We start from the raw sequence: 17,219 nt of genomic DNA, 5'->3' as shown, positions 1-17,219 counted from the left end.
CCAATCTGCCGAGTAAGAGTCGCACGGCTTCCTTCTACCGGCTCCATATGGACCTAAGGCTGGATCGACATGAGGTGGTCGAAACATTCGTCAGGCTTGCAATTATTGAGGGGCAAGAATGTCGGCCCAGAAGGTGATTTCCTCATAAAGCTGCATGCCTTCCGGGTCCTCCCAGTCTCGCCGGTGGGGATCCCATCGGCCCACGACGGGCTGATCCTCCTCCCACAGTAGCATCCGTCGACCATCTTTTCGGTCAGACGGCAGATCAGAAATAGGGTTCCATCCTGAGCTGCTTGGCATCGTCATATGCGTCCCTCGGATAAGCGACGCTTTGAGCCTTGGCCTTATCGTCGCGCCTATGTCCACTCGGGGCGACGGCCAAAGCCGGATGTTCGAAACCTGGCATACACACAGGCGCATGCGCCTTTACCGGCAAGCCGGCTGGACATGCGCGCATGCCACCCGGCCTCCAGAAACTGGATGACCGAGCCGGTATGCAGAGGTTTCGACGCCCCGCTCCCACGTGTCTTGGGAGCCGGGACAGATTGCTGGGTTTGAGTAAGTTATCAAGCCAAAATTCGCGCATGTCAGCGCCGACGAGGTGGGGCCGCAGCAGAAATTCAGATGCAATCTCAAGTCGGCAGGGGCATTGCGACTGATGAAAAGACGCCTGGAATCCATCGCTCGATGACTTCGTTCTGAGATAAAAACCAGCCAGGATCGTGGCAAACCAAGACCACGTCCGCACCGTCATTCAGGCGCTCAAGATGGCAAAAAGGCCGCCGAGCAGGAGAGCCGTTTGTCTGTCATGCCGCTGCATCAAGGCCGGATTTCTGAGAATGCTGTTGAGATTTGAGACGCAGAAAGCCGGATTTTAGGGGATTTAAGATACGGCAAGATTAAAGCCCTGCCTCCTGCGGTGGCGGGGAATGGCGCCTGCACAGGGTTTTTGATGGAGGCATGCCGATGGCCATGCCTCCACAGGGCCGGAGAATGCAGCACTTTCGGGCTTGGCGATGGAGGCCCTTGCACGGCGGGCCGGCCGCTTCCCATCCTTTCCTGCTTTCTGCGGGAAAGGATCACGACATGGCCGACGGCGACGATTTCGATCTCTGGCTCGGGCGGATCGGCAGCGACACCCCGACCGTCGGTAAGAGCCTCGCCCGGGCTCGTCGTGTCGGCGGTGGGGGCAGTGCCTGCCGTCGCTTCACCGGCGCGCGACTGGGCAGGGGCAATGGCGTCGGCCGGGTCCTCGGCCGGGGCGCGTCAGGGTCTGGTGTCGGCGCCCGCCGCGTCGTGGTGAAAAGCCGCATCGTGAAGCTCGGCAAGGGCATGGCAGCCGTCGCCCATCTTCGCTATCTCCAACGCGACGGCACGACCCGCGAGGGCGAGCGCGGATCGCTCTATGGTGCTGACGCTGATCGGCTCGAAAGCAAGCCCTTCCTCGAACGCTCGGCCGGCGACCGGCACCAGTTCCGCTTCATCATCGCACCGGAGGATGGTGCCCAATATGAGGACCTGAGGCCCGTGGTCCGCCGCCTGATGGATCAGGCCGAGAAGGATTTGGACACGAAGCTCGATTGGGTGGCGGTCGATCATTTCAACACCGGCCATCCCCACAGCCATGTCATCGTGCGGGGTAAGGACGAGACCGGCAAGGATCTCGTCATCGCCCGGGATTATATGACCCAGGGGCTTCGCACCCGGGCGACCGAGATCGTCTCCCTCGACCTTGGTCCCCGCACGCAGCAGGAGATCGCCGCCAGCATGGCCAGGGAGGCCGGGCAGGAGCGTTTCACCAGCATCGACCGAACCTTGATGCGGCAAGCCGATGAAGAGGGTGTCATCACCGTCACCAAGGCCGATCCGGGCCAACATGCTTCGCTCATTGGGCGGCTACGCACGCTGTCCCGGCTCGGCCTGGCCGAGGAAGGCAGGAACGGTCGCTGGACGCTCGACCATGAACTGGAGCCCACGCTGCGGCGCATGGGCGAGCGCGGCGACATTGTCCGGACGCTGAACCGGGAGCTTCGGGAAGCAGGCATCCACCGCCCACCCCAGAACCACGCCCTGTTCGATCCGGCGCAGGATAAGGTGATCGTGGGAAGGGTCGTGGCCACCGGCCTTTCCGACGAGCACCGTGACCGGCGCTATCTCGTCATCGACGGCATTGATGGCCACAGCCACTATGCCGATATCGGCGAGGACCAGCAGGCTGTCCGAACGGGCAGCATCGTCCGCCTGTCGCCCACGCCGGTCGAGGTGCGCGAGATCGATCGCGCCGTGGCCCATGTCGCTGCCCATCGTCAGGGCCGCTACAGTATCGAACTCCACCTGAAACAAGACCCGATGATGACCCAAGGCCGAGCAGAGATGCATGTCCGTCGTCTCGAGGCCATGCGGCGGCTGATCGACGCACCCGAGCGACAGCACGATGGCAGTTGGGCGATTGGCCAGAACCATCTGGCTGATGCTGAACGCTTTGAACGGGAGAAGAGCCGACGCCTGCCGGTTCGCATCGAAACGCTGTCGGTCGGGCCGCTTGAACAGCTCGCCATCCATGATGGCGCGACATGGCTGGACCGCGAGATGGCGAGCGATCGGCCGCAGCCGCTTTCCGGCGGGTTCGGCGCGGATGTCAGGAAGAGCCTTGTCCAGCGGCAGGCATGGCTCGTGGAGCAAGGGCTGGCAGAACAGGAGGGACAGACTGTCCGCCTCCGCCGTGATTTGCTTGTCGTCCTCCAGCAGCGCGAGCTCAGCCGAACCAGCCAGCAGATCGAACAGGAAACCGGACTGCGGCATGTCACGCCGCGGCGCGGTGAGCCGATCGAGGGCATCTATCGCCGCGCCGTGGCCCTTGGGGACCAGCGCTATGCCGTGATCGAGAGGGCGCATGAGTTCAGCCTCGTGCCCTGGCGCCCGGTTCTCGAGCGGGCCGTTGGCAAGCCCGTGTCTGGCGTCATGCGTGAGGGTCCGATCAGTTGGACCATTGGCGGCAGGAGTAGGGGATTGAGCATCAGCTGACCGGCCGCCCTCCAACGGACACTTCACGGCACCATGGAGGCACTGTCGCGCCTTACCGACTTGGCGGATGCTGCGGGCCATGAAGACGTTCAAGACCCGCCATCAATTCTACCTGCCCGACGACCTATCGGCGAAGCTGGATGCGCTTACCGCCAGCCCGGGCACCTCGAAGACGCAGCTCCTGACCGACGCGCTCAATGCCTGGCTCGACCGCAAGGGCGCGCAGGAACTGGACCAGCGCTTCGGCCCCAGGCTGGATCGGCAGAACCGGACAGCCGAACGGCTCGAGCGCAAGGTCGACGTACTGAGCGAGATGCTGGGCGTCTTCATCCTCCACCAGTTGACGCTGGTGGCCCATCAGCCCGCGTTTGACAGCGACACTGCCCGTCTGGGAAGGGCGCGCTATGTCAGCTTCATGAAGCTGGTCGAGCAGCGCCTGGTGCGGACCGACGGCGGTGACGCGACAGCCCTTGCGAAACAGGAGGAACAGCCATGAGCCTTGATCCATCGCCAGCACCCATCACGGTCCGGATCAAGGATGCCTGCCGTATGACCGGCATCGGGCGGTCAAAGCTCTACTTGCTCATCGCCGAGGGCGCGATCGAAACCATCAAGCTCGGCAGCATGACGCTCATACCGGTCGCATCGCTTGAGGCGTTTTTGGGCAGTCGAAGGAATGGCCGGTAGGCGCCACTTTTTGCCGCTCCGGTGCCCGCCGCCCTTTCGAGAACTGGTCATTCAGTGCAAATACTCACCACCGTCCAGCGCCCGCCTCCTGCTGCGGAGGGGGCTCGCGGTTTAAATTCTGGCTGTGTCTGCTTGCAGTGAATAGGTCGTGTCGGAGGCGGAATGCTGGGCACTTAAGTCCAAGCCGATGGTTGGCCTCAAAGGAGATAGCCTTTGCTGAGCGAACGAAACTCGTCAGTCTGCTTACCAACAGTGTGATCGCCGTTCTGCGTTGCTCGTTAACGCGGCATTTTCCGGCAGTGTACGACAGCAGCATGGATGATCTTGTCGGCAAATTGGACAGCAGATCGGAGGAGGTCAGGCACCTGCCTCTAAAATGAGTCCATTCTATTCCGGCATGGTTGGTTTCCACACTCGGTTCGCCGTCGACTCTCTTGAACGGAATACAATCTTCGCCGGATGATCAGGCAGATGCCTCTTCGCCAGGTCAGCCGCATGGCGAGGATAACTCACCCCCAAACGTGCGGGAAACATGAGATGCCACTACGGACCCGCTTCGCTTGAGCGAAGCTTGGCTTCTTTCTTATCATCCCGGCCCTGCCGTTCAGCCTTTTCGGCTTCTCTCGCCAATGCCAGGTGCTCGCTGGCTAACCGCCGGTGATATTCGGCGGTGATGTCATCGCCATGGATCGCGGCCTCAGTCATCTCCTCGGCTGCACGTCTGCGATGGTATTCTGAGGTGCTTTCGGTCACCACCTAGCTCTCCTTGAGCCTCCTTTATCATGCGGGCGCCTCATTTTTCCACCGAGTCGTTTCGTAACCGACTTAAGTATCTGTCGGCACGAGCATGTTTAAGGACTTGCAGACGGGAGCGCTTGACCGACTCGCCTGACAACGGGACGCTTTGGCAATGACTCCGCTCGAACGCGCTGCCCGCGCCCTGTGCCGGCTCGATGGCCATCCGGAAAATGCCAGGCTGGAAGGGCGGTCGCTTTTGCGAGATTATATCCCCGAAGCTCGGGCTGTACTTACCGCCGTTAGCGATCTCAGCGATAAGATGCAGGATGTCGCCTACAGAATATAATGGTCAACTGGAGGCGACGGTGCGGCGGCAGACGCTAACGCGATCAACGTCTGGCAAGACATGATTGATGCTGTCCTCAAGGAAAGCCACTAAAACAGGATCAACGTATCGCGGCGGTGCCTACAGGCTTGAATTTCAGCCCAGCAGAAGTCTCCTCTGCTCCGGACGAATAGATGCACCCCGCCGGGAACGGCTGTGCTACAACGGCCAATCACCCTGATCCTTCCCAGGCATATCGTGACAGAGAGACCATCGTGCTCCCGCCTGCAAGCAGGAGATATCGATGCCCGCCGACGTGAAACGCCCCACTCGTCTCCGGCGGAAGCGATCATGACCGTCCGTACGACGCGTAAAACGGTGACCTTCACCAAACCATTCCGGCTACCCGGGTTCGAAAACCCCTTGTCAGCGGGTCCCTACGAAGTGGAAACTACCGAAGAGATGCTGGAGGGCAATAACCATACGGGCTTTCATCGCACCGTTACGGCGCTGCGGATCCAAATGGGTTCTGCCATAGAGTATTACCCGATCGATCCCGCCGATCTCTCTGCTGCACTGGAAAACGATTAAAGGTCTGCGCCACTACGGGGGAGGCCGCCCGCCTCGGCCGCAGATCAGGCGAAGTCGGCCAGCGGTTCGCCGTCCGCTGCGGCGCGATGGGTGTCGCTTTGGGTGCGCAACGCGCCACCTGACGGTAAGAGGTAGGCGCAATGAGCAACAGTTCAACAATGTGCAGACGACAGGCGGCTCACCATCGCCAGGTTGCCGCCGCTTCTCTCTTGAACAGGTACGCCGGGCTGCCCTGCGAGCCGCCAATGTTTGGGAGGCGCAGGCTGCCGAGGCTGAGGCGCGTGAGGCAGGGACGTCTGACGCACTCAGCCCAGAAGATGCGGCTATCGCTTTGGAATTCCGGTTGGAAGAGGAGGAGGACGCTCAGGGTCGCGCTGGCGATGAGGGGGGACAGCCTCCTCACGCCGGCCGGGGCAGGACAGAAGTTCTGATGAACGGTGAGGTAGAGCAATTTCGCTCGTAGGTAGCCGCACAGCATGGCGGGCTTGATCGGAGCTGATGAAGGAGTTGGCGGACGCTTTTGGAACACGCGCCGACCCCTATAGCGCAATCAGCTTTTCAGGGTAACGATGCCGAGCGCGCCGGGCTTCTGCGACGGGTTGGGCGCATTCTGCTTTCTGGATTTCTCCGCCTTGGGTTTGCGAACTTCACGGTTGGATCTTTTCTGGCTTTTGGCCATGGTGTATTCCTTTGCATTGGACGTCAGATGTATGGGTTGTGCTGCTTCGCTTGTTCAGATGTGTGGGGGGCGCCCGGTGGCGCATTGCTGCTCCTCCTCGAGACCATGAGGTCGTCGAGCGCACCGTCTAAACGCTGCCTCTCGATCGTAGACAGCGCTTCTCCACATGCCAGCGCATCGCGGGCAGCATAGAGGAGTGTCTGAAGTTCCTGTAGCTTGTCGAGGTCACAGGTCAGTCCGGGCGTCAGCCGAAACTCGGCATTCGCCAGTCCTTTTGGTGTAGCATCCATTTTTCTGCCAATCGCTGTAAATATGGGGGCTCAATTATTTACCAATATGATGGCTACTGTTCCCGCTATCAATATGAGGAGGCCGTTGATAATGGCCGCACGCATCGTGGTATCGTCACGAAATAGATCAGCGCACCACTGGAGCTTAGTGAGCCGGAGAGGCTTGGGTCTTAATGACGTGGCAACGCCAATTGCTGTTCCACCCTCATTCTCCCAGCTATCAATAGCCGACGCCAGCTGGCGCTTACGGTCATGCGAAATGGCCGCCGCCTTTCTCGACCGTTCTCGCGCTGCTCCAAGGGTCAGCCATTGTTGCTCAGCGTCAGCGTGCCTGCGAGCCTCGCGTAGCGATAATGATGGATTAGAGCTTTCAGATGCGGACATTGTGCACTCCTCGCCAAACGGGAGCGCCTGTGTCTCTCAGCCCCGGCCTGTCTGGATGAGTCGAGCCGGGATGCCTCACAATAGCACGTTGCCGTTGGGGACGAGAGCACTTTCTGTTCAGCATTGAAGCGCCGGAACACCCTGGCCTTGCTGCCATCACTGCGAAGATTGACGTCGCGCCTGCCACTGGTCGAGAAGCTGGAGGGACGGAGTTACGGTGATGCCATGTAGAACGATTGAAACGAGCACCACGAAGGCAGCGACACTCCAGAGCCTCTCCGCCTCGGGGAAATGAGCTTGATTGAGGGCGAAGGCGAGATAATAGATCGTGCCCACGCCCCGTATTCCAAAGAAGGAAATCACGAGCTTCTCCCGCCACGGAAGTTCCAATGCGAAAAGGCTGATGAGACCGGCGAATGGGCGAACGACGAGGATTGTCAGGGCGGTGAATAAGATCATCCAAATATCCAGTTGCGCGAGTAGCCCTGCATGGGTGATCATGCCGCCGAACAGCACCAGCATCAGCATCATCAACAGGCGTTCGGCTTCTTCGGCAAATGCGTGCAGACGATGATGGTAGCTGTGGTCGCGGCTGGCATGGCGAAGGCAAAGCGCCGCTACGAAAACGGCGAGAAAGCCGTACCCGTGCGCCAATTGGGTGAGGCCATATGCAAGGAGCGCGGCACCAAGGGCGACGAAGCCGTCACCTGTCCGGGACAGCTTGGCGGCATTGGGCAGGTGGAAAGTAAGGAAGCCCAGCCCCATCCCGATGACGTAGCCCATGCCCACACCGGCAAGAACCTTCCAGATCACGTCAACGATGAGCCAATGTTCAAGCGCTTGCGTTCCAAAGGAGAGGCCGGCCAGTGCAATCGCCAGGTTGACGAAAGGAAAGGCAAGCCCGTCGTTCAGACCCGCTTCGGACGTGAGGGCGAAACGGGCCTCATCTTCCTCTCCCTCTCCTGGTGCGCCGACCTGGACGTCGCTCGCGAGCACCGGGTCTGTGGGGGCGAGGCTCGATCCCAGGAGCAGGGCGGCTGCGAGGCCAAGCCCCAGAAGGGAGGAGGCGAGCGCTGCAACAAGCAGGATCGTGATCGGCATCGCGATCGCGAGGAGACGCCAAGTGAGGATCCAGCGGTGAAGGCCAAGGAGCCTGTCAATCTTGAGACCCGCGCCCATGAGCGCGACGACCACCACAAACTCGCTCAGGCGTTCCACCAGGATAGGGTACTGCAGCGGATGAACCGCGAAGGGTCTCAACTGGGGCATCGTAAACAGGGCCGCACCAAGGGCTACGCAGAAGATCGGCAGCGACAAAGGCATCTTCCTCAGGACCATCGGAATCCAGGCGGTCATGAGTATGATGGCGCCGAGGCCGGTCAGGATCTGGATGTAGAATCCAGAATTAAGCATGGATTGTCTCTCCATGAATCGAGGAAATTTTTGAGCGCCGCCTGACACTGCGGCTAAACGGATTAAATCAGCGCAACGTTCACCTGGACGTCCATGCCGATGAAGTCGTCCGCTGCGCCAATGAACCCACCCGTGACCGGCATGATCTGCTTGTTGCACCTGCCAACTGCTACTGGAATGAGATTCGCTGAGCCGGTGCGCCGGTGCGTAGGGTCAAACGCGATCCACCCGGCCGCTGGAAGATAGACTTCCGCCCAGGCGTGCGTTGATCCTGCGTCATGCAGCAGTTGGTCTGGATCATGCAAATAGCCGGAGACGGCACGGCCGCCAAAGCCAAGGTGGCGAACCACCTCGATGAAAAGAGCCGCCATGTCTCGGCAGGATCCACTCGCCATCGTTAAAGTTTCCAGGGGGTCTTGTGTTCCATCTTCGTCTCGGGTTCGGTACGCGATCGCGTCGGCGATGCCATTGTTGATGTCTTTCAGCAGCGACAACGTGTCGGTCGGAAATGCGTGAACGAAAGCGCGTACCCAATTATCTAACTGTCCGCCATGATCCGCATGTTGCGCCTTAAGGAGGGTGCCCAGGTCGGTAACCTCTTCTTCTGAATAAGTGAATGGGTAGGAGTGAGCGCCTGGCGCGATCCGGAAGATGGGCCACGCGGGAGCAAACTGCTCCACCGTGATGTCCGTTGATATGACGAGTGTGTCCACAGAGCTTGAGAAGCAGGCGGTCGCGACCAGGTTCCCGAACACGTCTTGCGACCATTCGATGTCGGCTTCCGGTGTCAGACGGATCGAACTCGCCAAGACCCTCAGATCGTGCGAACTGCGCGGCGCAAGCATGAGGCGATGCGGTTGCAGGCCGACGGCATTCCGATAGCGGTAGGTGGTTTCATGGCGTATTTGGAACTTCATAACCCCCCAACGCGTCAATCCGACCGCAGGGTGCGCACCTTGACTGGTATGGACTTCCTATTTTGCTGCCTCTGCGGCTTTGGCTCACCCCGACCGGCTAAAGCTGGTCCTATGATGTTGAGGCGGCACTGCTTTGCCGAGCGATACCGGCCACCGTAAGTGACGTCCGAAGGATGCCGAACCGATCACACCCTGACGGGAGGTGTGGATTGGCTGCGCGGCGGTCCGCACCTGAGAACCAGAGAAGAAAACTCGCCGCGGGGTGATTGAGAAAGAGGGCCTGGAGCTGGGCCGCGTCCCTCAGGTGTAGCAGCTCTCCCGAGTCGATCGCCGCGAACCTGCCATTCCGCATTCGGACAGTCCGATTAGCGGCCGGCAGCAGGGCTCATTCAGTAGCGTCTGGACAGATCCAAATCGGTCCGTCATAAATATCATCAAGCTGGTGGTTTGATGGCCAGCAGAGATGACCGTGGGAACGAGTGTGGGGGAGCTTCGGCCGTTCTGAAGGGAACGCAGGATATTAGGCACTTTTGGCTTGAACATACTGCTCCCTCCCTCTCCGCCAATCATTATAAACATTTGAAATATAACGATTAAATTCTGAAATCTATCCTTGGGCCGACGTCCGGTCCCTTTTTGCCGTTGCTGTTACGGCTGGTTCCGAAAAATTTATGCGATCTTTATACTCGGGGCGTGCCATTCCCATGGAGCCTTAACGCGCTCTGGTTGCATTGATCGGCTTTCAATCAGGAAGCTCGTCGATGCAGGAAATCTCCAAGACAACGCGCAATTCGCTCGGCGGCCTGACGCTCGGGGCGATTGGTGTCGTCTATGGCGATATTGGCACCAGCCCGCTCTACGCCTTTCGCGAAGCGCTGGCGCAGGCGGCGCAGGACGGGATCACGCGCGGTGAGATCGTCGGCGTTCTCTCCCTGGCGCTTTGGGCGCTGATCATCGTCGTGACGCTGAAATATGTCCTGTTCCTCAGCCGGATGGACAATAATGGCGAGGGCGGGGTGCTCTCGCTGATGGCATTGGCCAAGAGGGCGACGGACGGACGCTGGCTGATCGTGCTGCTCCTCGGGGCGACCGGGGCGGCGATGTTTTATGGCGACGCCATCATCACCCCAGCCCTGTCGGTGCTTTCCGCCGTGGAGGGATTGAAGACCATCCCCGGCCTGGAGGGTATGAGCGAACCTGCGATCATCGGGGTGGCTGTCGCTATCCTTTTGGCCTTGTTCGCCATTCAGGCACGGGGCACGGCCAGCGTCGCGGGATTGTTCGGGCCGGTCTGCACGCTGTGGTTCGTCGCTCTCGCGGGGCTGGGGCTTTGGCACATTGCCGATGCGCCGCAGATATTGTCTGCGTTCAACCCGATCAACGCGGTGCGTTTCATGGCATCGCATGGTGTGACAGGGCTGTTCGTCCTGGGCGCCGTGTTCCTGACCGTAACGGGCGCGGAGGCATTGATCGCCGATATGGGCCATTTTGGGCACAAGCCGATCCAGCTTGGCTGGCTCACGCTGGTCTGGCCCGCGCTCACGCTGAACTATCTGGGACAAGGGGCGCTGGCGTTGAAGGCGCTGGCGGCTGCCGAAGCGGCTGGAAGGCCGCTCGCCAATGCCGACTGGTTCTTCATCATGGCGCCCGATGCGCTGCGCGCGCCACTGGTTGTGCTGGCCACACTCGCCACCATCATCGCCAGCCAGGCGGTGATCACAGGCGCCTATTCGCTGACGCACCAGGCCATTTCGCTGGGTCTTCTACCCCGCCTGACGATCCGCCAGACCTCCGCACACCAGATGGGCCAAATTTATATGCCCGGGGTGAACTGGCTGCTGCTGGCGGGTGTGCTGATACTGGTCTTCGGCTTCAGGTCCAGCACAGCGATGGCGGCGGCTTACGGCATCGCGGTGACGGGAACGATGGTGGTGACGACCTGCCTTGCCTTCATCATCGCCTGGCGGTTCTGGAAATGGGAGCCGGTCTGGACAGCCCTGCTGATCTTCCCCTTCCTCACGCTCGACCTGTTCTTCTTCGGCGCCAACATTCTCCGCGTCAGCGAGGGCGGCTGGGTGCCGCTGCTGGTGGCGGGTGTGGTCGGGGTGGTCATCCTGACCTGGCTGAAGGGTCGCAAGGCGGCGCAGGCGCGCACCAGCGAACAGGGTGTGGCGCTTGACGCTCTGATCAAGGCTCTTGCCGCCCGTCCGCCAATCGGGATCGAGGGGACTGCCGTGTTCCTGACGCAGGATCTCAATGTCGCGCCCTCCGCCCTCCTGCACAATCTGAAGCATAACAAGGCGCTTCACCGGACCAACATTCTGCTCAAGGTCGAAAGCCAATCCCGCCCTTATATTGCGGCCGATGAAAGGCTGGAACTGGAACGCGTCGATGAACGCTTTCTGAAGGCCCGGTTGCGCTATGGCTATATGGACAGCATCGATGTTCCGAGCGACCTCGCCCGGCGCGACGGCCTGCTCGCCGGGGCGGGGGGAACGTCCTTCTTCGTCGGCCGCAGTGCTATCCGCTTTGCCACGAAAGCCGCGCTGCCGCGTTGGATGACCATCCTGTACATGTTCCTGCACCGCAACGCCGCTGACCCCACAGCCTATTTTTCGATCCCGCCGAACCGCGTGGTCGAATTAGGCAGCCAGATAGAGCTATAAGGGCAACCATGCGACGATCAGCCACATCCTATGCCTTTGCCTTGGCGGGTGTTGCGGCCATCACCTGGGTGACTTCGGCATTTTTTCAGGGGCTGGGCCTTGCTTCTTCGGCGCTGCTATTCTTGTTGCCGGTTCTGTATGCGGCAACCCGTGGCGTGGGGCCGGGAGTGTTCGCGGCGGTTATGGGCGCAGCGGCCTATAACTTCTTTCTGTTGCCGCCCCGTTTCACATTTCGCGTCCACGGCCTGGAAAATCTGGTCAGTGTCTTCGTGCTGGTGGCAGTGGCCCTTGTCACCAGCCGTCTGGCCATCCGGCTCATGGCGCGCGAGGCCGAAGCACTCGAACGCGCGCGGATGAGTGACGAAGCCGCCGGACTGTCTGCCATTCTGGCCGGGCACCCGGCCGAGGCCGCGTTGGGTGAAGGTCTTGAATGGATTGCCCTGCGATATGGCGACCTCCGCCTGCTGACGCAAAGCGCCTTGCCCGAGGGCGAGGCGGCGTTTTCGTCGCTTGACCTTTCGGCAGCGGCATGGGCGCTCCACAATGGCGATATGACCGGCCACGGCACTGGCGTGATGCCTGCCGCTGACTGGACCTTTCTTCCTCTTGCACTGAAGAACCGCAAGGATGGCAACGTCGCCGCATTGGCGAGGCCAACAGATGGCGGGACGCGGGAACCGGGCGAGTTGGAACATCTTGGGCAACTATGCCGCTTGCTGGGCCAGAGCCGGGACAGCGCTGCCCTGGAAGCCGAGCGGCATGAACGGGAAAGGCTGGAAGAGACAGACCGGCTGCGCCGTACCTTTCTCGCCTCTCTGGCACATGATTTCCGCACGCCGCTTACCGTCATCAACGGGCGCCTCACTTTATTGGCACAGCAAAATGCCGACGCGCGCGATGCCCTCGCTGCCGCCCAACGGCTTGACCGGATGATGACCGATCTCGTCGGAGCCGCGCGGATCGAGGCGGGCTCGCTCGCGCCTGGGGTGGAGAGCGTGGACCTGATTGATGCCGTGGGTGCGGCGATGGACGGGCTGGAGGCACCGCAAGGCATTCGCGTTCTGCGGAATATTCCAGCCAACCTGCCCTTCGTCGCAGGCGATCCGATGTTGCTGCATCACATAATGACCAACCTGATCGACAATGCCCTGCGGCGTGCGTCCAGCAGCATAACAGTTGATGCGCAGCATGCAGGCGATGCCGTTTTGTTCAGCGTCAGCGACGATGGGCCGGGCGTGCCGATCGCCGACCGGGCCAGGATATTCGAACGGTTCGTCCGTCTTGAAGGCAGTGACCGGACAAGCGGCAGCGGGTTGGGCCTGGCCATCGTCAAGGGATTTGCCGATGCGATGGACATGACGATTTCAGTCGATGAAGCCCCGACGGGAGGCACCTGCTTCACGCTGGCAATGCCTCTTGCCGCAAAGGGCGGCGCATGAGCCGCATCCTGTGCATCGACGACGAACCTGCCATCCTTCGCCTGCTTGGCGTTGTGCTCGCCCAGGATGGGCATGAGGCTGTCGCCGTTCCCGATGGACGCGCCGCCATGGACGCTATCGTCCGGGGCGGGATCGACGCGGTTCTGCTCGACCTGGGATTGCCGGATCGCGACGGACTGGAACTGATCCCGGCCATCCAGGTCGTGTCGGCGGTTCCGGTCATCATTGTATCCGCGCGCGGCGATGTGGCCGAAAAGGTCGCCGCCCTTGATCTGGGTGCTGCGGACTATGTCACCAAGCCCTTTGATGGCGACGAATTACGCGCCCGCTTGCGAGCGACCCTACGGAAAGGGCACAGCGCGGTAGTCGGGGCGGAATTATGCCATGGTCCCATTCGCATGCTTCCGGACCGTCACGAAGCAAAAGTGCATGGGCGTCCAGTCGCTTTGACGCCGAAAGAATATGCTGTGCTGCAAGCGCTGGTCGAGGCGGGCGGGCGCATTCTGACCCATGCTTCTCTGCTCGAACGTGTCTGGGGCAAGGCGCATCGCGATGATATCGAATATCTGCGAGTTGCAGTGCGTGCTTTGCGGCTTAAGGTTGAGGACGATCCCTCGCAGCCCGCCCTGATCCGCAACGAGCCGGGGATTGGCTATCGCTTGGTTTAGATGCAGCGCGTCACGGCTGTTCATGACCGGTGGTGTTGTCGACGGAGTTTGCTACAAAATCTGAGATCATGAAATTATAAGACATTGAAATGTAGCTGTTAAATTAGATTGGTGTAGTTTCCCTCCCTCTTTCCGCCACTTCAGTTCAATGATCGGTGCCTGAGCCGTTGACCTTTACCGCATTGCTGCGCGCGCTTGTCCTGCTGCTATTCCTGCCTCCGACGGCTGCGTGGAGCATGCCCGGCAATCGGCCGACGCCCGGCTATACGCGCGTGGCGATCGAGACCTCGGTGGGCACAATAGTCGTCGCCGTCGATAACAAGCGGGCGCCGCATACTTCAGCCAATTTCCTTGCCTATGTCGATGATGGCCGGTTCGATGGTGTCACCTTTTATCGGGCGGCGCGGCGCAAGAGCAATGCGAGGCTGGGGCTGATCCAGGGCGGGATCGATACCGATGCGCGCCGGTCCCTGCCGCCAATCCCGCATGAGCCGACCAGCAGGACCGGTATCCGGCATCTTGATGCGACCCTGTCGATGGCGCGGCCTAATCGGCCCAATTCGGCGATGGGCAATTTCTTCATCACCGCGGGTGCGACGCCCAATATGGACGCGCGGGGGGATTATATCGGCTATGCTGCCTTCGGCCATGTGGTCGCTGGCATGGATGTCGTGCGCCGTATCCTGGCCATGCCGACCTGTTGCGGGTCCGGGCCGATGCGGGGGCAGATGATCGTGAAGCCGGTGACGATCATTCGCGCCAAGAGGCTGGATGGAACGGCGCGGCCGACGCGCGGGGTGAAGCCATGGCTGATCGGCCTGCGGCGCAAGGCGGCTTCCTGACATTTGCTCTGTTCCGGGCGGCGTTCAGCCGTCAGGATGGGCGTTGTAAGGAGAGTGCCATGGCGGCGGGACGCATCAGGGTAGGTATTGGCGGATGGACGTTCGAGCCATGGCGCGGCACCTTTTATCCCGAAGGGCTGCGGCAGAAGGATGAACTGGCCTATGTCGGCCAGCATCTGACCGCTACGGAGATCAACGCCACCTATTACAGCACGCAAAAGCCCGCGACCTTCGCGAATTGGGCCAAGGCGGTGCCCGACGGCTTCCAGTTCGCGGTGAAGGCGTCGCGATATTGCACCAATCGCCGCGTGCTGGGGGAGGCTGGTGAGTCGATCGCCAAGTTCGTGGGGCAGGGGATCGCGGAACTTGGCGATCGACTGGGTCCGATCCTGTGGCAGTTCATGCCGACCAAGAAATTCGAGCCGCAAGATTTCGGTGCTTTCCTGAAGCTGCTGCCTGATAGCGTCGATGGCGTCCCGCTGCGTCATGCGCTGGAGGTACGGCATGAAAGCTTTGATGATCCCGCTTTCCTGCAACTGGCGCGCGATGCGGGCGCGGCGGTGGTGCTGGCCGATCATGACGAATATCCTGCCATTGTCGGCCATGATGTGGGCTTTTCTTACCTTCGCCTGATGCGCACGCGGGAGGAGGAGGCAACCGGATATTCGCCTGACGAAATCGACGGCTGGAAAAAAAGAGCGAAAAGCATGGCGGATGATGGGGATGTCTTCGTTTTCTTCATCAGCGGTGCGAAAATCCGGGCGCCTGCCGCCGCCCAACGGATGATTGTTGCTTTGAAGTAACAGCGACTGTTGCGTTTACTGCAACTGCGAACGCGCCCTTTGCGATTGAGGCAAAGGGCGTGGTCGATCATATGCGTTCTTGTCCAAACAGGGCGCAAAACAAAAATTGCAGGAAACGAAACATGCGGCACACTATGCAGGGCGTTGCGTTGATGGTTGCGGTTGGTGCGCAGATGCTGACCTTCTACTCGGTGCTTTTCGCCTGAGCGATTAATCGCTCCCCTTCATTCCTCGTCTTTGGGGAATTTCAAAAAGGCCGCCCGGCTATTGTCAGGGCGGCTTTTTTATTGATACCGATTATATGCAATGAGCCAGCCTCTGCTATTCGTTTACGGGTCTCTCCGGCCCGGATTTTCAGGGGAGATGGCTCGCTGGCTGGCGTCGGTGGCGGAATTTGCGGGTGCTGCCATTGCGAGCGGCGCGCTTTACCGGATCGATTATTATCCCGGCTTCGTTCCCGGTGCTGACGGAATTGTCACGGGTGAGCTGTACCGGCTGCCTGATCCTGACGGCGTCCTTGCCATCCTTGACGAGCATGAGGAGTGCGCGGCGCATTTTTCCGCGCCTCATGAATTTGCGCGGGAGCGGATTGAGGTGCGCGGCGCGACGGGGCCGGTCGATGCGTGGACCTATGTTTATGCGCGCGATGTCGCGGGGCTGGAGCGAATCGCGAGCGGCGATTTCCTGGCCTGACCGCTTGCGCTGGGCGGATGGGCCGATAATCTGCGGCGGCCGGGGGGCAGCGGAGAGGAAGCGCGATGAGCAGTGAGAATGCAGAACCCGGCCCCATGGATCGCCTGCCCGAAGACCGCAGCTGGATCGACAGCACAGGGCTCGACCGGCGCAAGCTGCTGATGACCGGCGCCTTCGCGGCTGGTTTTGCCGCCGCATGCCGCCCGGTGTCGAGCAGCGCCGTGCAGACATCGGGCGAGGGACTAACGCAGGAGACGGTTTCGATCGCGGCGGGTGATGGCTTTGCCATGCCCGCTTATGTGGCGCGGCCGGAAAAGGCGGAGAACGCGCCGATCATCGTTGTGGTGCATGAGATATTCGGCGTCCATGAATGGATCCGCGACATGTGCCGTCGCTTTGCGCGAGAAGGCTATTATGCGATCGCGCCCGATCTGTTTGCCCGTCATGGCGATGCGACCAAGATCGCCGATATCAAGCAGCTGATCAGCAGCATCGTGTCGAAGGCGCCCGATGCGCAGGTGATGGCCGACATCGATGCGGCCTATGACTGGGCAGGCAAGCATGGTGGAGATGCGGCCCGGCGGGGCATTACCGGCTTCTGCTGGGGAGGGCGGATCGTATGGCTCTACGCCGCGCACAGTGCGCAACTGGATGCGGGCGTCGCCTTTTACGGGCGGTTGGTCAGCGACAAGACGGCGTTGCAGCCGTTGAGCGTGGTGGAGCAGGCGGCCGCGTTGAAGGCGCCGGTGCTGGGGCAATATGGCGGGTTGGACAAGGGCATCCCCGTCGCTGACGTCGAGACGATGCGGGCGGCGCTGACGAAGGCGGGCAAGTCGCCGCCGGATGCGGTCACCGTCTATCCGGAGGCTGATCACGGATTCATGGCGGATTACCGGCCGAGCTATAATGAGGCTGCGGCTAAGGAGGCCTGGGCGGCTACGCTGGAGTGGTTTGGGCGCTATGTGAAGGGCGCCGGATAAGGGTGATGCCCGTTCGTGTTGAGCGACGTCGAGACATAGGATGTGTCAGCGCTTCTCGACTTCGCTCGAAGCGAACGGAG

General features: G+C 60.9%; 15 protein-coding genes. 11 read left to right on the top strand and 4 right to left on the bottom strand.

The window, feature by feature from the left end:
- Window positions 1–1,086: 1,086 nt before the first annotated feature.
- The 3 genes from rlxS to ACZ5TB_RS09760 all read left to right on the top strand — a co-directional run bounded on the left by rlxS (window position 1,087) and on the right by ACZ5TB_RS09760 (window position 3,711).
- Window positions 1,087–3,024, top strand: a complete 1,938-nt coding sequence (gene rlxS, locus ACZ5TB_RS09770) for a relaxase/mobilization nuclease RlxS (protein ID WP_464778257.1) — start codon at window positions 1,087–1,089, stop codon at window positions 3,022–3,024.
- A gap of 79 nt (window positions 3,025–3,103) precedes the next feature.
- Window positions 3,104–3,520 (top strand): CopG family transcriptional regulator, encoded by a 417-nt coding sequence (locus ACZ5TB_RS09765; RefSeq protein ID WP_464778256.1) that lies wholly within the window; start codon window positions 3,104–3,106, stop codon window positions 3,518–3,520.
- Window positions 3,517–3,711, top strand: a complete 195-nt coding sequence (locus tag ACZ5TB_RS09760) for a helix-turn-helix domain-containing protein (protein ID WP_464778255.1) — start codon at window positions 3,517–3,519, stop codon at window positions 3,709–3,711. Before ACZ5TB_RS09765 ends, ACZ5TB_RS09760 begins: the two co-directional genes overlap by 4 nt.
- Before the next feature lie 543 nt (window positions 3,712–4,254).
- Here the strand turns inward: ACZ5TB_RS09760 and ACZ5TB_RS09755 are convergent.
- Window positions 4,255–4,464 (bottom strand): hypothetical protein, encoded by a 210-nt coding sequence (locus ACZ5TB_RS09755; RefSeq protein ID WP_464791088.1) that lies wholly within the window; start codon window positions 4,462–4,464, stop codon window positions 4,255–4,257.
- A 661-nt stretch (window positions 4,465–5,125) separates the two neighbouring features.
- Here ACZ5TB_RS09755 and ACZ5TB_RS09750 point away from each other — a divergent pair.
- Window positions 5,126–5,365, top strand: a complete 240-nt coding sequence (locus ACZ5TB_RS09750) for a hypothetical protein (RefSeq protein WP_464778253.1) — start codon at window positions 5,126–5,128, stop codon at window positions 5,363–5,365.
- A gap of 550 nt (window positions 5,366–5,915) precedes the next feature.
- On the opposite strand, the gene ACZ5TB_RS09745 is transcribed toward ACZ5TB_RS09750, so the two are convergent.
- The 3 genes from ACZ5TB_RS09745 to ACZ5TB_RS09735 form a co-directional block, all read right to left on the bottom strand.
- Window positions 5,916–6,044: a hypothetical protein gene (locus ACZ5TB_RS09745; RefSeq protein WP_464778252.1), complete on the bottom strand. Its 129-nt coding sequence runs from the start codon at window positions 6,042–6,044 to the stop codon at window positions 5,916–5,918.
- Between the two features lie 830 nt (window positions 6,045–6,874).
- The gene (locus ACZ5TB_RS09740) at window positions 6,875–8,131 is read right to left on the bottom strand and encodes a cation:proton antiporter (RefSeq protein WP_464791087.1); all 1,257 of its coding nucleotides are present in this window, start codon (window positions 8,129–8,131) and stop codon (window positions 6,875–6,877) included.
- 62 nt (window positions 8,132–8,193) lie between these two features.
- Window positions 8,194–9,048: a transglutaminase family protein gene (locus tag ACZ5TB_RS09735; RefSeq protein ID WP_464780018.1), complete on the bottom strand. Its 855-nt coding sequence runs from the start codon at window positions 9,046–9,048 to the stop codon at window positions 8,194–8,196.
- A gap of 761 nt (window positions 9,049–9,809) precedes the next feature.
- Here ACZ5TB_RS09735 and ACZ5TB_RS09730 point away from each other — a divergent pair.
- From ACZ5TB_RS09730 to ACZ5TB_RS09700, 7 genes are all read left to right on the top strand, one after another.
- A complete protein-coding gene (locus tag ACZ5TB_RS09730; protein WP_464791086.1) occupies window positions 9,810–11,714 on the top strand; it encodes a potassium transporter Kup in 1,905 nt (634 codons plus the stop codon).
- 8 nt (window positions 11,715–11,722) lie between these two features.
- Window positions 11,723–13,153: an ATP-binding protein gene (locus ACZ5TB_RS09725; protein ID WP_464791085.1), complete on the top strand. Its 1,431-nt coding sequence runs from the start codon at window positions 11,723–11,725 to the stop codon at window positions 13,151–13,153.
- Window positions 13,150–13,821, top strand: a complete 672-nt coding sequence (locus ACZ5TB_RS09720) for a response regulator transcription factor (RefSeq protein WP_464791084.1) — start codon at window positions 13,150–13,152, stop codon at window positions 13,819–13,821. Before ACZ5TB_RS09725 ends, ACZ5TB_RS09720 begins: the two co-directional genes overlap by 4 nt.
- Before the next feature lie 236 nt (window positions 13,822–14,057).
- On the top strand, window positions 14,058–14,663 hold the full coding sequence (locus ACZ5TB_RS09715) for a peptidylprolyl isomerase (protein WP_464792527.1): 606 nt from the start codon (window positions 14,058–14,060) through the stop codon (window positions 14,661–14,663).
- 59 nt (window positions 14,664–14,722) lie between these two features.
- Window positions 14,723–15,466, top strand: a complete 744-nt coding sequence (locus ACZ5TB_RS09710) for a DUF72 domain-containing protein (protein WP_464792526.1) — start codon at window positions 14,723–14,725, stop codon at window positions 15,464–15,466.
- A 306-nt stretch (window positions 15,467–15,772) separates the two neighbouring features.
- On the top strand, window positions 15,773–16,159 hold the full coding sequence (locus ACZ5TB_RS09705; RefSeq protein ID WP_464791083.1) for a gamma-glutamylcyclotransferase family protein: 387 nt from the start codon (window positions 15,773–15,775) through the stop codon (window positions 16,157–16,159).
- A gap of 65 nt (window positions 16,160–16,224) precedes the next feature.
- A complete protein-coding gene (locus tag ACZ5TB_RS09700; RefSeq protein WP_464791082.1) occupies window positions 16,225–17,139 on the top strand; it encodes a dienelactone hydrolase family protein in 915 nt (304 codons plus the stop codon).
- Window positions 17,140–17,219: the final 80 nt, after the last annotated feature.

Source organism: Sphingobium sp. TomTYG74 (assembly GCF_055393875.1).
Note: the sequence above shows the minus strand (reverse complement) of the source record. Positions and strands in the feature narration are given on the sequence as shown.

Bases quoted from the DNA above. Each gene is read 5' to 3' on its own strand.
- ACZ5TB_RS09725 (WP_464791085.1), top strand. From the start codon at position 11,723: ATGCGACGATCAGCCACATCCTATGCCTTTGCCTTGGCGGGTGTTGCG.
- ACZ5TB_RS09705 (WP_464791083.1), top strand. From the start codon at position 15,773: ATGAGCCAGCCTCTGCTATTCGTTTACGGGTCTCTCCGGCCCGGATTT.
- ACZ5TB_RS09735 (WP_464780018.1), bottom strand. From the start codon at position 9,048: ATGAAGTTCCAAATACGCCATGAAACCACCTACCGCTATCGGAATGCC.
- ACZ5TB_RS09765 (WP_464778256.1), top strand. From the start codon at position 3,104: ATGAAGACGTTCAAGACCCGCCATCAATTCTACCTGCCCGACGACCTA.
- ACZ5TB_RS09730 (WP_464791086.1), top strand. From the start codon at position 9,810: ATGCAGGAAATCTCCAAGACAACGCGCAATTCGCTCGGCGGCCTGACG.
- ACZ5TB_RS09740 (WP_464791087.1), bottom strand. From the start codon at position 8,131: ATGCTTAATTCTGGATTCTACATCCAGATCCTGACCGGCCTCGGCGCC.
- ACZ5TB_RS09715 (WP_464792527.1), top strand. From the start codon at position 14,058: ATGCCCGGCAATCGGCCGACGCCCGGCTATACGCGCGTGGCGATCGAG.
- ACZ5TB_RS09750 (WP_464778253.1), top strand. From the start codon at position 5,126: ATGACCGTCCGTACGACGCGTAAAACGGTGACCTTCACCAAACCATTC.
- ACZ5TB_RS09720 (WP_464791084.1), top strand. From the start codon at position 13,150: ATGAGCCGCATCCTGTGCATCGACGACGAACCTGCCATCCTTCGCCTG.
- ACZ5TB_RS09710 (WP_464792526.1), top strand. From the start codon at position 14,723: ATGGCGGCGGGACGCATCAGGGTAGGTATTGGCGGATGGACGTTCGAG.
- ACZ5TB_RS09745 (WP_464778252.1), bottom strand. From the start codon at position 6,044: ATGGCCAAAAGCCAGAAAAGATCCAACCGTGAAGTTCGCAAACCCAAG.
- ACZ5TB_RS09700 (WP_464791082.1), top strand. From the start codon at position 16,225: ATGAGCAGTGAGAATGCAGAACCCGGCCCCATGGATCGCCTGCCCGAA.
- rlxS (WP_464778257.1), top strand. From the start codon at position 1,087: ATGGCCGACGGCGACGATTTCGATCTCTGGCTCGGGCGGATCGGCAGC.
- ACZ5TB_RS09760 (WP_464778255.1), top strand. From the start codon at position 3,517: ATGAGCCTTGATCCATCGCCAGCACCCATCACGGTCCGGATCAAGGAT.